Raw genomic sequence first — 14,969 nt, forward strand, 5'->3', positions numbered from 1 at the left:
GAATGACTTGGCGAACGAGCGACGGAGGACTCATGGCGGGAGAACGTCTACGAGGGCGCGGCGAGCTGGAGAACACGGTGCTCAGGATCCTCTGGGAGAGTGACGAGGCGCTGCGCGTGCGCGAGATCCAGGAACGTTTCCCCGAGAAGCAGCCTGCGATCACCACACTGCTGACCGTGCTCGAACGGCTGCGGTTGAAGGGGAGTGTCCTACGAGAGGCGGACGGGCCGAAAGGGAACCGCTTCGCCGCGAGCACCAGTGAATCCGGGTACGCCGCAGACGCCATGCTGAGTGCCTTGACCGGGGTCGGCGATCGATCCGCTGCGCTGGTGCACTTCGCTGGAGACCTCGATGACGACGACGTGGAGCTCCTCCGGTCAGCGCTCGACGCCAAAGCACGCCGCTCACGCCGTCAGACCTGAGCGATGTTCCTCGTTCTCGCCCTGTTGGGCTATGCCGCTCTCACGATCGTCATGGCTCCGCTCGTCCTCACACGGGGAATGTGGCGACTTCGATTTCCACGGACGGCACTGTTGCTCTGGCATGGCGCATTCCTCAACGGCATAGCGGCAGCTCTCATCAGCATGGTCGTCGCGGTCGTTCTTGCTGTCGGAGTCCACACCGCTGTACCCGACGGTCGGACCAATGTCCTGGAGCCGACGGTCATCGTCCTTGCTGCATGGCTGGCGCTAGGGACTGTCGGCGGATTGATCGCGCTGGTCTTCGCGAGAGCGGAGCCGCTCTTCGAGCTTGATCGTGAGGCCGAGGCATCGTTCTCGGAATTGCTTGGATCAGGCTTCGCGCGCGTGGAACACGTCGGCAACCTCACCGTGAGGTACATCGACTCCTCCCTGCCGGTCGCGTGCACGACACCGGGACGTCGGCCGGAGGTGATCGTCTCGTCGCGCCTGGAGTATGCACTCACCCCTTGGGAGCTGCGGGCCGTCATCGAACACGAGCGCGCTCATGTCAGACATCGGCATGCATTCGCCAAGCGCCTCGCGCTACTGAACTCAGCCTGTCTCCCGACCGTCCGCGGCGCGACACAGTTCAAGCGTTCCACCAACCTGCTGATTGAACTCATCGCAGACGACAGCGCGGCTCGCGTCTGCGGGAGCGATCAGGTAGCCGCTGCTCTCGCATGCGTTGCGGAGCTGAGCGGAAGTGCCGGAACGGCCGTGAGATCCGAGCGGCTCCTCCAGTTGCCGGCGAAGCGACTGAGTGCCGCTGGCCGTCGGCTCATGGTTGCGGGCGGTTGAGCGTCCTGATCGCAGTCTCCGCCATCCTCTACAATATGTAGAAGTTGTTCGGCATCCACCGCGCGTCGGACAGGGAGGGAAGCCGTATCTCCATACTCCTGGTTCTCACTCAGCTCATCGCCCTTTCTGGACTCATCATCCTCATCGGGTTGGGATCGCCTCCGAGGAACGATGACGTGCCGGACCCCACGTTCGTCGAGGAGATCTCGGGATACGCCGAATCACTTCGCCGATGTCTGGCGCGGCTCAGGAGGCGGGACCACTGAGGTGCGGATCCCATCCTCGAGTCGTCTCAGAGGTCACCAGACTCCTCGGCGCGACCCGTCGAGCTCCCGAGCGGGCCGCGCTGAGTGGTCGGAGATTACTCCGACGGGGAAACTGGCGATCAGTAGACGACGTCGAATGTGGCATCCGCTCGATCAAGCACCGTCGAGATCCGCGTGAGCTCCAGTTGACCGTTGATGTGACGGATGTAGCGATCCGGGTAGTTCACCGACCTGAAGGAGTCCCATCCAGCGTCGGCAAGCCCCGGGACTCTCGTGAAGGTTGCGTCTGCGCGGTAGGCGGCTGTCCCGTCGTTCGGCGCCAGCACCAGCTTGAATCCGGAGTGACGGAGGAAATGCCCCGGGTAGTTCACGGACTCCAACGAGACCGCCGAGGGGTCCGACAATCCAGCGACGATGCGCCATTGCGAGTCAGCCTGAGGGTCGAACGGAACCGCATCGATACGGGCTCTCAGACCCGCATGCCTGACGTACGAGCCGGGGTAGTTGAACGACTTCAGTCGCTCGCTCTGCGATCCGCCGAAGCGTCCGAGCAAGCGATCATAGTCGGCACGGGTGATCGGCTTGATGCTGTTGTGCTTCGACCCGAGCGGTGCGGTGAAGTCGGCACTGCTGACGGCGTTCCATGTTCCAGTCGTGATGTCGCCCTGCCAGTTGACGAACGTGCTGTTGGGGCAATAGTTGTCACCCCACAACGTCCAGGAACCAGGGTCGGTCAACGACCGCACCAGTGTCGGAGCCTCAGCACATCCGGGGAGGTTCGGGGCCTCCGAATATTGACGGAAACTGCCCGGCTCGAGCGTCGATGACCTCGCTCCCATGAGGCCTGCGTCGGGATTCGGCCCTCGATAGTAGAGGTAGTTCTGGCCCCCAACACCCGTCACGACGTCGGAGTCGATCACACCGCCCCGTCCACCGTTGTCGAAGAAGCGGACAGCCGGTGACGCCGTCCGGAAATCGGTGGTGTAGGAGACCATGATGACGCCTTCTGGCCCACCTGCCGGCGAGGCGGAGTAGGTGATCCCATATTGCTGACGAACGGGGTCCCAATGGACCGCCGGCGCCCAGGTGTATGACCCGGGGTTTGCCGAGTTCACGCTCAGCAGCCGATCGCCCGACCAGGTGACGAGGTCGGGTGATGTCCAGACATGCAGGTTGGGATTCGCTTGGCCGAAGGGCACACCGACCTCGAGATCTGTCGCGAGGAGCACCCAGGTGCCGTCCTGCAGTCGATGGATGAACGGGTCGCGAATTCCGCCCGTACCGGCCGTCGGGTCGAGGATCGGCCGGTTGTCGTTGAGTGCCTGCCACTGCCTGCCATCGAGACTCACGGCCAGATGGACGTTGTTGGAGTTCCCGGTGCCGTCAAGGCTCTCCCGGAAGTAGGTCATGACGTAGGCCGCATCGGCGTCCGCAGCTGCTGCCGGGGATACCGGGGTTCCGGCTGTCACGAGCCCAGCAAGTATCGCGACGCTGCTGGCGAGCGCGAGGAGGGATCCTCGGCGCAGCCTGGTCGGCAGATGTCCGGTGCGCTGACGCTGTCGCCGAACGTCCGGAGTGTGAAGTGGGAGCATGCTGGTTCCTTCCAAGGAGTTGCGTGATCGAGCGGTGTCGGGTCGAGAGCGCGTCGCGTTCCGACGCTCCTGATCAGTCGATGGCGAACGTCGCATCGGCCGCACCGACCGTGCCGCTCACCCGCTCCACGTACAGGCGATAGTCGCGGTGCCGAAGGTAGGTTCCGGGTGTGGCGATGGACTCGAAGGACGTCTTGGCGGCGTCCGCAAGCCCTGCACGAAGCGTGAACGATGCCGCGGCCGCGAACGTCGGTGTGTTGTTGGATCTGGCCAATGTGATGCCGGACGGTCCTGCGAGCAGGTAGTGGCCGGGGAAATTCGCCGACTCGAGCGAGTTTCCTCCGGCGAGGCCCTCGACGACGCGGAACCAGGAGTCGACACTGGGTTTGGGCGCGGCGTCGAGGCGACCGACGTAGTTGGCGTGACGGACGAAACGGTCAGGGAAGTTGTGAGACCGCAGGCGCGAGGGCAGGATTCCGGCGGCGACGGGGATGCCGAAATCCGGGGTGCCGTCGGCGTTCCAGTACAGGCGCTGCACCCTCGCGTGGCGGTTCGGGTCGAACAGCGGATCTCCCGGGATGTCCCGGTACTCACGCGCGTGGTAGACCAGCACGTCGATCTCCCCACCACGCCCGTCCGGCGCGGTCGTGAAGCAGTTGTGACCGGGTCCGTACTGGCTCGTGGCATCGTTCGACACGAACACCGGTCCTGACGACTTGACCCATGAGTTCGCCGAGAGCAGATCGGCTGAGGCGTTGGCCGTCAGCAACCCGAGGCAGTAGTTCGCGTCGGTTGCGCTCGCAGAGAAGCTGATGAAGACACGGTCGTTGCGGATGATGACCGACGGGCCTTCGTTAACTTTGAACCCGCGGGTCTCCCATGATGCCGTCGGAACCGAGATGCGGGTCTGGGGTCCGGTGAGGGTCGACGGGTCGGACATCTCCGAGATGTAGAGGTTGCTCCCGGCATCGATGCCGGGTTCCCCCTGAGCCCACACGAGGTACTGGCGGCCGTTGTGCGAGAAGGTCGTGGCGTCGAGAGAGAACGTGTCGAACTGGGTGACGATCCGTCCCCGTACCGTCCAGTTGGCGGTCATGGGATCGGGGCCATCTGCCTGGAGCACGTACGGGCGGACGCGGAAGGGTTCGCCGGCATCGCCGGCCGCGAAGTAGATGTACCATCGTCCGCCGACCTGATGGATCTCCGGTGCCCAGATGTACCCACCCATCGTCCCGCTCGGCGGCCGGACCCAGAGCGTGCGCTCAGTCGCGGTGGCGAGCCCGGCCAGGGATGGCGCGGCCCGAAGGACGATCCGGTCGTACTCGGGGACCGATGCGGTGAAGAGGTAGCGACCGTCGGGATGCCGGTTGATGTGCGGATCGGCCCGTTGCCGGATCAGCGGGTTCTGTGCACCGAGCGGGAGAAGCGCGGGCGCCGCCAGGGCGGCGCCGGCAACGCCGAGTGCGGGTAGCGCCAGTCCCGCCGTCAGCCCTGCGGCTCCGATCAGCAAGGTTCGACGCGAGAGTGAGGAGGTCGCTTGGGCGAGAGGGGTGATGTTCACGGGGTGACTCCTTCGTCATCGTGAGGTGGGTTGGTGGGAAACGTCACTTGATGGTGAACCGCTGGCACGCGTTGTCGAGGAGGCTGTACTGCTGCAGCCGCGCGCCGTCGCCGGTTGCGCAGTTGGCGAGGTCGATCGACTTCCCGGTGAGTGCCGACACGAACCGCACGGAGCCGTCCGAGAGTGGCGTGAGGCGCCAGGATGATGCGGTCCCGCAGGCCTCCTGCACGAGGCCGGCGCCGTCAGCAGTGGATCCGCCACTCACGGTGAGGCACAAGGCTGGTGCCGAGGCCGGGTGGATGTGCACCGCGCCACCGACGTCGGAACTGAAGGTGTAGGTCTGGCAGGGCGATCCCAGGTACTGATGCTGTTGGAGGATCGCGCCGATCGCCGTGTCGCAGTTCGGCACGTCGAAGGACTTGCCGGTCGGGACGCTGAGGATCTGGGTCGGTCCGACCGGGCGGATCGACCACTGCTGACAGGCGTTGCCGAGCGCTCTCCACTGCCTCACCTCTCCCCCGGCGGCCGTCGTGCAGTTCGCGACGTCCAGCATCTTGCCGTTGGCGCGGTTCGCGATGGTGAGGTAGCCCTCCGATGCCGGGGCGGGGAGCCACTCCTGGCAGGTGTTCGCCAGCCAGGCCCATTGGCGGGCATCAGTTCCGTCCGCGGTTCCACAGTTCGCGGAATCGAGGACTTTGTTGGTCGAGGCGTTCACGAAACGGTACGCGCCGTCCGCGGTCGAATCCATGACCCAACTGGACGCGGCGGTTGCGCTGTTCGCGCAGGCTCCCTGCACCACGTTGCCGCCGTCGACGGTCGAGCCGCCCGCGACCGTCAGGCAGAGGCCGCTGTTACGATTCACGACTTCGAAGGACGCGCCTTCGACACTGGCGGTGACCGGCCCGCGCTCACCGGAGGGCACCGCAATGGGCGTGCCGGTGGCGATGGGCGTCCCGAAGTCCGGCTCGCCACTCGCATTCCACGTCACCTGTTGTGCCCGCGCCGAACGCTGACGAGCGCATCCACCGTCGGCCCTGGCGTTGCCGTGATAGAGGTTCCACGTCTGGGTGCCGTCGGGTGAGGTGAAGAAGTCGTTGTGCCCGGGGCCGAAGACGCCATTCGCCTTCGAGAAGACGGGACCCGCACTTTTGTTCCAGGATGCTGCGAGCACCGGATCACCGCCGGTGTACCTCAGCGTTCCGAGCTGGTAGTCCTCGGTACCGCAGGAACTGGCCGAGAAGACGATCCACGTCTTTCCGTCCTTCTGCAGTGGCACGGGGCCCTCGTTCACCGGCATACCAATGCGCTCCCAGTCGGCCGTCGGCTGGGACAGGATGTTGATCGGGCCGGTGGCCGTCCACGGGTTCGACATCCTCGCGATGTAGTTGCTCTGCAGGCGATTCGGCTCTGGGGAGAACATGGACCAGGTCACGAACAACTCGCCGTTCAGCTCCAGATACGAGCCGTCGATGTTCCAATCGTTCGTCGGTATCGGCTGTCCTTTGTAGGCGTACGGACCGGTCGGGTCGTCGCCGGCGCTCTCGATCACCTGCAGGTGCTGGCGGTCGAACGTTCCGGCTGTGCCCATGGTGTACATCAGGTACCAGCGCGGACCGTTCGGGCCGGTGAGACGCTTGAGTTCGGGCGCCCACATGTTGGCGTTGCGCCCGGCGGTGGTGTCCGAATAGACCGTGACTGGGGCAGCGGTCTTCAGCCCCTCGAGCGTGGGCGCCTTACGCATCACGACCCGGTTGTCCCAGGTGGTGGCGACGAGGTAATAGTTCCCGTCGAAGAACTCGATCGTGGGATCGGCTCCGTCCGGCAGAACGGGGTTCGTGAACGTCGCCTCGCCGATGGCGTCTGCGGGTGACGTCGGCGCAATCAGCGCGCCGGATAGGACGAACAGCAGACATGCCGCTGCGAGGAGGAAACGACGGAAGAGTGACACGGAGAGCTCCTTCGATCTCGAGTCGCGGCCGAGCGCAGCCACAAGGCCGCACTCAGATGCTGCATCTCTTCGCGTGCCGAGCACGCCAGAGCAGCTGACCGTCCGGGTGCGGGGGCACCCTCTTGACGGAAGTCGGACGGCGTCGTCCGTCACCAACGCTCATGAATTGTGAGCGCTATCAACCGGATCACAATGTGCACCATGTGGGGGGTTTAAGTCAACTGATTGCAGCACAGGCGACCTCGGTCAACCGATGAGAGCGTTCACAGCACACTCTTCGTCGTCGACATACCCGCACCTCAGCGACCGCCGGCCGCAAATGCACGGGTGCCGCGGGAACTACGGGCAGGCCCGTCAGCGATACCGACGTCGAGCACGCACCGCCCTGAAACTGAGCGTTGTGTTCTTTTTTGTTCCGAGATATGTTCTCTGCCGTTGCTGCTCAATCGCAGCGGAAAGGACACCCCCGATGACATCCCGTCAGCGCGCGCTCCTCACGACGTCCCAGGCCCATCCCATCGGAGAGGTCGACAGACGTCTCTTCGGATCGTTCATCGAGCACCTCGGTCGCTGCGTTTACGACGGAGTCCTAGAACCCGGACACCCACTCGCCGACGAGAGAGGTTTTCGAAGCGATGTGCTCGACCTGGTCCAGGAACTCGGGGTTACGACCGTCCGTTACCCAGGAGGCAATTTCGTGTCAGGCTTCCGCTGGGAGGATGCGGTCGGCCCGAAAGAGCAACGGCCACGTCGGCTCGACCTCGCCTGGCATTCGACCGAGACGAACCAGTTCGGCCTCGATGAGTTCATCGATTGGGCGGCAGAAGCCGACGTTGAGCCGATGTACGCGGTCAACCTCGGAACGCGCGGCGTGGAAGAGGCGTTGAACGTGCTGGAATACTCGAACCATCGCTCAGGCACCGAACTCGCAGATGCAAGAATCGCCAACGGGCACCGGAAACCGCATGCCATTCGGATGTGGTGCCTCGGAAACGAGATGGACGGCCCCTGGCAGCTCGGCCACCGCAACGCAACGGATTATGGAAAGATCGCGGCCCGAACCGCGCGCGCGATGAGGCAGTTCGACGAGTCGCTCGAGCTCGTCGTGTGCGGCTCGTCCCACGCGCGCATGCCGACGTTCGGCGCCTGGGAACACGCGGTCCTGTCCGAGACGTTCGATGACGTCGACTTCATCTCCGCCCATGCCTACTTCGAGGAGACGGACGGCGACGCGGCGACATTCCTCGCTTCTGCCGTGGAGATGGACCGGTTCATCGAGGCAGTCGTGGCACAAGCGGACGCCGTTGCCGGCGCCCGCAAGAGCACCAAGCAGATCATGATCTCATTCGACGAGTGGAACGTCTGGTATAGCGCCCGATTCAACCAGGAAGAGAAGATCACGGCTCCCGACCAGTGGCCGGAGGCACCCCGCCTCCTGGAGGACCGTTACTCGGTCCTCGATGCGGTGGTCGTCGGTGGCCTACTGATCTCTCTTCTGAATCATGCTGACCGGGTCAAGGCAGCATCGCTCGCACAGTTGGTGAACGTGATCGCTCCCATCATGACCGAGCCCGGAGGGCCAGCCTGGCGCCAAACGATCTTCTACCCGTTCGCGGCGACGTCTGCGCTCGCCACCGGACGCACACTGCGAACCACCTTCGAAACCCCGACCTACGACACCGAGAAGTACGGAACCGTTCGTACGGTGGATGCGGCAGTCACCTTCGACGAGTCCGCAGGCAGCGGGTCGGTGTTTCTGGTCAACCGTTCCCTCACCGATGAGGTCGACGTCGAGCTCACACTGGACGGCTGCGGCTTCAGCCATGTCGAGTCGACTCAGACGGTCTCGGACGAAGATGTCTCGGCGTCCAACACACTTGAACATCAGGACCGGGTGGTCCCGCACCCGAACGTGACCACCCGGATCGAAGACTCGGTCCTCCGCGTCACGCTCCCCCCCGTGTCCTGGACTGCCATCAAGTTGGTGTGAGGCGAGGCCCGGTACCGAGCGAACGCAGACGAACGTCGTGCCACTGTTGCGACAGACCGAGTCGGCCTATGCGGCGAAGCGGTTTCTTGTCGACCGTGCTTCCAAGGTCACCATCGCACGCGAACTGGGGATGTCCCGGTTCCGCGTCGCCAGGCTCATCGACGAGGCCTACGAGAACGGGCTCGTCGACGTGAAGATCAGCACGCCGGGCGACGTTGATTGGGAACTCTCCAGTGCGATTCAGGAACAATTCGGCCTGGCCTCGGCCTCGGTCGTGCAAGTGACGGCTCAGGACGCAAAGACGGTCCGGAGCGCCCTCGGGCCAGTGGCTGCGCAAGTTCTGCGGGACGAACTCCGAGACGGCGACCTTCTCGGCGTGTCCGTGGGGAGATCGATGCTCGACGTCGCTCTGTCCGCCCGCGGCCTTCCTCATTGCGATGTGGTCCAGCTCACGGGCATCGCCGCCCCCAATCTTGCGTCGGGTCAAGCGATACCGGACATTATGGCGCGAGCCTCCGGAGGCTCTGCCCATCTGCTGCACTCACCGCTGACCCTCCCGGACCCGACAATCGCGGCCGCGATGCGCAACCGCCCGATCAACCGCCGGAGCCTCGCGAAGTTGGATCATCTCGATATCGCCATCGTCACCATCGGCAGCTGGGATCCTCCCCAATCCCAGCTGTTCGAGACTCTGGCCGATGAGGAGTTGCGCCGACGCATCCTGCAAACCGGAGTGCTTGGGGAGGTGGGCGCGACGCTTTTTCTCGGCGATGGCCGACTCTCGGAGGACCTGGCGCCGGTCGCGATCGCCGTGTCCGTGGCACAGCTCGCTCGCGCGCGCTCGGTCATCGCGGTCGCGGGCGGGCCGGGGAAGGCGCGCGCCATCAGGGCGGCCTTGCTGTCGGACATGGTGTCCTCGCTTGTGACCGACGGCCCGACGGCCCGCGAACTTCTCCGATAGCCGCTCACATGAGCGGTGACAAACCCCGGTTCGGCGAACCGCCCTACCGTGTGGAACGCACACTCGACGAAATGGAAACCACATGACCGACCAGGCAGGTACGAAGGAGCACGAAGTAAGGCGGATGCGCGCAAGCGTGCTGACTGGACCGCGACAGCTGGAGGTGCAAGAAGTCCGTGTCCCAGACGTCGGCTCCCGGGACGTACTCGTGCGAGTGGAAGCAGTCGGAGTTTGCGGATCCGATACTCACTTCTATCGGGCCGGACGGATCGGTGATCTGGTCGTCGAGGGACCGATCATTCTCGGTCACGAGACTGCGGGGGTGATCGTCGACGTCGGTGTTGAGGTTGATCGAGCCAGGATCGGGGAACGGGTGTCTATCGAGCCACAGCGGCCGTGTCGTCGCTGCGATCATTGCCGGAACGGCGATTACAACCAATGCTCGGACATCGAGTTCTATGGTGCCTACCCAATCCACGGCTCGTTCGCCGAGTTCGCCGTCATTCCCGATGATTTCGCATACCGTCTCCCCGACGCCATGACGCTCGAGGAGGGCGCCTTGCTCGAGCCGCTCTCGGTCGCGATCTACGCATGCCGCACTGGACGAATCACGGCCGGCTCGAGGGTACTCATCGCTGGCGCTGGACCGATCGGGCTGCTCATCGCGCAGGTCGCTTTCGCATTCGGAGCAGCCGAGGTGTCGGTGACAGACCCCCGGCGGAGCCGCCGAGATTTCGCGGAGGAGTACGCCGAGGTCCGCGGCATGGTCCCCGCCGCGCTCGAGGGAGTGCCGCCCTTCGCAGATGTCTTCATTGATGCATCCGGAGCTCCATCGGCGATCGTCAGCGGGGTGCTAGCGGTGCACCCTCGCGGAAGGGTGGTCCTCGTTGGGATGGGGATGGACGATGTCACGCTCCCGGTATCGGTGATCCAGCATCGAGAGCTCATGGTGACCGGGACGTTCCGCTATGCACACACCTGGCCGCTCGCTATAGAACTCGCTTCGACCGGGAAGGTGCGACTTGCGCCGCTCGTGACGAGCAGGCATTCGCTCGACGACGTCGAGAGCGCTCTTCTAGCGGCATCGACAGATCCATCCAGCGTCAAGTCGGTCGTCGTCCCCACTGCGATGAAGGAGTGACTCACGGAACGGGCTCGGGCTCGCCATGTTCACTGCTGAGCCCGACCGTCAGAGCTTTCGGGTCGAAGCCCGCACGATCAGGGAGCCGAGGAGCGCGGTGCGGGCAGGGCTGACGACTTCTCCGGCGCTGTCCTCAGAACGCTCGATGAGGAAGCGCATCGTCCGAGCGGCTGCTCGACCGAGGTCGAACGTCGGGATGTGATAAGTCGTGAGTGGGGGCGACATGAGCTGGCTCTGGTGGACATCATCGGTCGCGACGATCGAGATGTCCTCTGGAATGCGCAGTCCTGCTTCGGCGATCGCCTGATACGCACCAAAGGCGCTCTTGTCGCTCACGGCATAGATGGCAGTCGGCGGTTCAGACAACGCCAAGAGCTGCACGGTCTGGCGATAGCCCTTGAGGACGTCACCCGGTTCTTGACGAGGCATGAGCCCAGGGTCGGGAGTCAAGCCGGCATCTGAAAGCGCCGCCTGATATCCGTACATCCGGTCTCGGAGGCTCACATATCGTCTGGATCCGAGGAGCATTCCGATACGGCGATGGCCGAGATCCAGCAGGTGGGACGTGCTCAGGTGACCCGCCGTGAAGTTGTCGGCCGTCACGGCATGCGTGCTGGCGTCGTCCTCGAGGTAGTTCTCCAGAAGTACGACGGGTATCGAACTCCGAACGACGCGCCTGACCACATCGCCGTCGACATCACCTCCGTTGGCCAGGATGACGCCGTCGAGGCCGCCTCCGGACATCGAAGCGAGGTCGCGGATCGGATCGTCGCCGACGCGACAGAGTTGAAGCAACATCCGCATGCCGTGCTCTCTGAGTCCCTGCTCGACGCCTGAGACGACCTGCGCCATGAAGCCGTCCTTCGCCGCCTCCGGAGAGATAGCTTCCATGACGAGGCCGACCGTGAGCTTCCGCGCCGTCTCACGCGGCCGCTGCACGTGGACGTATCCGATCTCCTCTATGGCTTGCAGGATCGCCGACCGACGTCGATCGGAGACGCCGCCCTTGCCATTGAGGACCAGAGACACCGCTGAAACGCTTGTGCCGGCCCGCGCTGCCACATCACGCATCGTCGCAACGCTCGCGGCGCCAGCAGCTTTGGCTGGATTCAGGTTCGACATGTGGCTCTTCTCGGTCGAAAGGTGTCCCTCATCTAAACATGCCGTCCAAAAAAAACAAACAAGAACAGGACGCTTTGTTGCGGCACGTTCCATCACGCCCATAGAGTGCTGCCATCAGTCCCGTCGATGCGGACGGGCTCACGGAATCAGGAGAACTTCATCGATGACCACTTCAGCGCGAGCCGACATCAGCCTGGCATCAACGCCGACGACGTACTCCCGGGACATCTTCGGGCACTTCATCGAACACTTCCACCGGCAGGTCTACGGAGGGATCTTCGAACCGGGCTCGCAGCTGACCGACGAGCGCGGATTCCGCCTCGATGTCATCGAGGCGATGCGCGAGTTGCGGCCCTCGGTCGTTCGCTGGCCCGGAGGCTGCTTCGTATCCGGATACCACTGGGTCGACGGAGTGGGACCGGACCGCGTGCCCTTCTACGATAAGGCGTGGCGCGTCACCGACCCCAACACCTTCGGAACGAAGGAGTTCATCGCGTGGTGCGAGGCCATCGGTGCTGCACCCTACATCTGCACCAACGCTGGAACCGGCACGGCCGAGCAGATGAGCGACTGGGTCGAATACACGAACCTCCCGGCCGGGTCCGGGAAGTGGTCAGATCTCCGAGCAGCACATGGCGACCAGCGCCCCTTCGATGTGCGCTACTGGAGTATCGGCAACGAAAACTACGGTGACTGGGAGATCGGGGCCAAGGACGCTCACGAGTGGTCGCGGCTGGTTGCGGAGTCAGCAAAGATGATGCGCCACGTGGACGAGGACCTCATTCTCCTCACCGCCGCTCGAGCCGACCTGGACTGGATGCTTCCGCTACTCAACGAAGCGGGTCAGTTCCTCGACACTCTGTCGATCCACGGCTACTGGGACAAGTTGTCCCAGGTCGACGAGCCCTCCGACTACCTGACCTCGATCGCACAGTCTGTCGCTCCGCAGGACGACATTCAGCGCACTCGCGAGATCATCGGGGCCGCCGGCCTCACGGGGAAGATCTCAATCGCGTTCGACGAGTGGAACCTTCGAGGATGGCATCACCCGAACGGCAACTCACCCGAGAAGCTCGCAGCACGAGACCGCAACGACCTGAACTCGACCTACACGGTTGCCGACGCCCTCTTCTCGGCAAGCTTCTTCAACACGTGTCTTCGTAACGCGGACATCGTGTCAATGGCGAACATCGCGCCCAGTGTGAACACTCGAGGTCCCCTGTACGTCCATGCCGATGGCGTCGTGCGCCGCACGACATTCCATGTGATGGCCATGTATGCCACTCTCCTCGGCGATCGCGCTCTGACCAGTAGCGCTCAGTCCCGAGAGCTCCCGGGAACCGACATCCCGGTCTTCGATCACCTTGCAACGATCGACGAAGCGACCGGTCAGCTGTCGATCGTGCTCATCAACCGTGAGCCTGTCGAAGACCTGCAGGTCACCCTTTCGATCGGGGGAGTCCCCGTGGACGGCACCTTCCCATCCACCGTCCTGTCGGGTCCCGACGTCGACGCCTTCAATGATGTCGACCGGCCGGACGCGGTCGTCCCTATCGAGCGCCAGCTTGGCTTCCACCAGGGCGTCGTCACCCTCGAACCCCACTCCGTGACGATCTGCCAGATCGCACTGCCACTCGCCCATGGAGCAGGCGCCGTCGAAACGCCGGCGCCTGGGCTCGCTTGGGAGCTCGACGGTCGACTCTGGCACCGCAACGCAACCGCTTGACCCGTCATTCGAACCACCATCGATCAAAGGAGATTTCATGGACATCATCACTGGCGGCCCGGTTATCAGCCGGGCGACGCTGCTCCGGGGGATGGGCGCCGCGGCGCTCCTCTCCGTCACCGGCGTTTCCTTGGCAGCATGTGCCCCAGGAGCCGGCCCGAGCGGCCCAACCTCGGGCAAGCTGGTCTTCGTCGTCTACGGAGACGCGGAGGCCCAGAAGACGTACAACCGTCTTTTCGCGGCGTTCTCGAAGCAATATCCGGGCATTCAACTTCAAGCGCTGGCGATCGCGGCCGACACGTGGGCGGACTTCCTCAACACCGTCTCGACACGGATTGCCGGCGGGCAGCAGATCGATGTCATCCAGGTCGCAACCGAGGGGCAGCGGCTGTTCGCATCACGAGATGTCCTCGAGCCACTCGACTCGTTCATCCGCAAGGACCAGTCGCTGGTCGACGAGTACTACGCCGACACGCCGCCGCAGCTTCGTGAATGGTTGAACACCTACGGCTCGCCCGACGGTCGCACCTACTACATGCCGACCGGCTACAACACGATGGCGCTGCAGGTGAGTACGAAGGTGCTCGCGCAGGCCGGAATCGAACTTCCGGACGCCGGCTGGACGTGGGACGAGTTCCGCGCCGCCGGGCAGACGCTGAAGAGTAAAAACGGTGCGTTCATCGGCACTGCCGGAAGCGGATACTTCATCGATGTCATGCCCTGGCTCGTCAACAACGGTGCCAGCACCATGGACGCGGACTGGACGAAGCCGACCTTCTACACCCCGCAGGCTGTGGAGGCGCTCGAGTTCGTCCGGTCACTGGTCGTCGACCAACTCGTGCCGAAGCCCGGCGGCACCTTCGACGCCGCATCGCAGATGCAGAAGGGCAAGCTGGCCACGTTTGGTGGCGGACGCTGGCCGACTGCCGCCTTCCAGGACTTGAAGATGTCAGACCAGGTCACCCTGCGTCCCTGGCCTCGGAACCAGGCTGAAGGGACAGTCGTCGGCTGGGAGGGTTGGCCGATCCTGAAGGGGTCGAAGAACAAGGAGGCGGCGTGGACCTTGATCAAGTTCCTCATGTCGAAGGAGTACGGGGAGGCGATCACGACAGGAGGTGCTTCCTTCGTCCCTGCCCGCGTCTCGATCACCACGGGCCCGCTTTTCACGAAGGACGCACCTTCCAACTCCACGCTGCTGTACGAACAGCTGCCCACCGCGGTGCCGCTCCCCGCGCCGGATCGCTCCACCGAGTTTGCTCGCATCGTCGAGGAGGCTTGGTCACAGGGGGTGACCGGCGCGAAGTCGGCTGACACAGCTCTCCGTGACGCTCAGAAGAAGCTGGAGGGGCTGGTGTCGTGAGCGCTTCTCCAGCTGCCGTACGGGTGGGGACTCCCTCATCTCC

Annotated in this window: 12 protein-coding genes; 8 read left to right on the forward strand and 4 right to left on the reverse strand. The window is 64.1% G+C overall.

Going from position 1 to position 14,969, the window contains the following annotated elements:
* Positions 1 to 2 precede the first annotated feature (2 nt).
* From IFR14_RS16045 to IFR14_RS16055, 3 genes are read left to right on the forward strand one after another with little or no spacing between them, the layout of a single operon-like run.
* The gene (locus IFR14_RS16045; RefSeq protein WP_191941604.1) at positions 3 to 422 is read left to right on the forward strand and encodes a BlaI/MecI/CopY family transcriptional regulator; all 420 of its coding nucleotides are present in this window, start codon (positions 3 to 5) and stop codon (positions 420 to 422) included.
* 3 nt (positions 423 to 425) lie between these two features.
* Positions 426 to 1,259 carry a M56 family metallopeptidase gene (locus IFR14_RS16050; RefSeq protein ID WP_137243666.1) on the forward strand — a complete coding sequence of 278 codons (834 nt, stop codon included), beginning with the start codon at positions 426 to 428 and terminating at the stop codon, positions 1,257 to 1,259.
* Positions 1,260 to 1,303: 44 nt separating this feature from the next.
* Positions 1,304 to 1,525 (forward strand): hypothetical protein, encoded by a 222-nt coding sequence (locus IFR14_RS16055; protein WP_137243667.1) that lies wholly within the window; start codon positions 1,304 to 1,306, stop codon positions 1,523 to 1,525.
* Positions 1,526 to 1,644: 119 nt separating this feature from the next.
* Here the strand turns inward: IFR14_RS16055 and IFR14_RS21475 are convergent, their stop codons facing one another.
* The 3 genes from IFR14_RS21475 to IFR14_RS16070 all read right to left on the reverse strand — a co-directional run bounded on the left by IFR14_RS21475 (position 1,645) and on the right by IFR14_RS16070 (position 6,626).
* Positions 1,645 to 2,994: an AbfB domain-containing protein gene (locus tag IFR14_RS21475; protein WP_198425063.1), complete on the reverse strand. Its 1,350-nt coding sequence runs from the start codon at positions 2,992 to 2,994 to the stop codon at positions 1,645 to 1,647.
* A gap of 196 nt (positions 2,995 to 3,190) precedes the next feature.
* Positions 3,191 to 4,678 (reverse strand): family 43 glycosylhydrolase, encoded by a 1,488-nt coding sequence (locus IFR14_RS16065; RefSeq protein WP_197977583.1) that lies wholly within the window; start codon positions 4,676 to 4,678, stop codon positions 3,191 to 3,193.
* A gap of 43 nt (positions 4,679 to 4,721) precedes the next feature.
* A complete protein-coding gene (locus IFR14_RS16070) occupies positions 4,722 to 6,626 on the reverse strand; it encodes an RICIN domain-containing protein (protein WP_197977584.1) in 1,905 nt (634 codons plus the stop codon).
* 469 nt (positions 6,627 to 7,095) lie between these two features.
* On the opposite strand from IFR14_RS16070, the gene arfA reads away from it, so the two are divergent.
* From arfA to IFR14_RS16085, 3 genes are all read left to right on the forward strand, one after another.
* A complete protein-coding gene (arfA, locus tag IFR14_RS16075; protein WP_137243670.1) occupies positions 7,096 to 8,616 on the forward strand; it encodes an arabinosylfuranosidase ArfA in 1,521 nt (506 codons plus the stop codon).
* Positions 8,617 to 8,653: 37 nt separating this feature from the next.
* Positions 8,654 to 9,577 (forward strand): sugar-binding transcriptional regulator, encoded by a 924-nt coding sequence (locus tag IFR14_RS16080; RefSeq protein WP_137243671.1) that lies wholly within the window; start codon positions 8,654 to 8,656, stop codon positions 9,575 to 9,577.
* 82 nt (positions 9,578 to 9,659) lie between these two features.
* On the forward strand, positions 9,660 to 10,718 hold the full coding sequence (locus IFR14_RS16085; protein ID WP_137243672.1) for an NAD(P)-dependent alcohol dehydrogenase: 1,059 nt from the start codon (positions 9,660 to 9,662) through the stop codon (positions 10,716 to 10,718).
* 48 nt (positions 10,719 to 10,766) lie between these two features.
* Here the strand turns inward: IFR14_RS16085 and IFR14_RS16090 are convergent, their stop codons facing one another.
* Positions 10,767 to 11,840, reverse strand: coding sequence for a LacI family DNA-binding transcriptional regulator (locus IFR14_RS16090; protein ID WP_161578646.1), 1,074 nt, complete (start codon positions 11,838 to 11,840; stop codon positions 10,767 to 10,769).
* Between IFR14_RS16090 and IFR14_RS16095 the strand changes: the two genes are divergently transcribed.
* Together IFR14_RS16095 and IFR14_RS16100 are read left to right on the forward strand one after the other, a co-directional pair.
* Positions 11,839 to 13,566, forward strand: coding sequence for an alpha-L-arabinofuranosidase C-terminal domain-containing protein (locus IFR14_RS16095; protein ID WP_197977585.1), 1,728 nt, complete (start codon positions 11,839 to 11,841; stop codon positions 13,564 to 13,566). The genes IFR14_RS16090 and IFR14_RS16095 overlap by 2 nt on opposite strands.
* A complete protein-coding gene (locus tag IFR14_RS16100; RefSeq protein ID WP_197977586.1) occupies positions 13,481 to 14,926 on the forward strand; it encodes an ABC transporter substrate-binding protein in 1,446 nt (481 codons plus the stop codon). The genes IFR14_RS16095 and IFR14_RS16100 overlap by 86 nt, the downstream gene beginning before the upstream one ends.
* The last annotated feature ends 43 nt before the right edge of the window (positions 14,927 to 14,969 follow it).

It is taken from the genome of Plantibacter sp. CFBP 8775 (assembly GCF_014839505.1).
Classification (GTDB): domain Bacteria; phylum Actinomycetota; class Actinomycetes; order Actinomycetales; family Microbacteriaceae; genus Plantibacter; species Plantibacter auratus.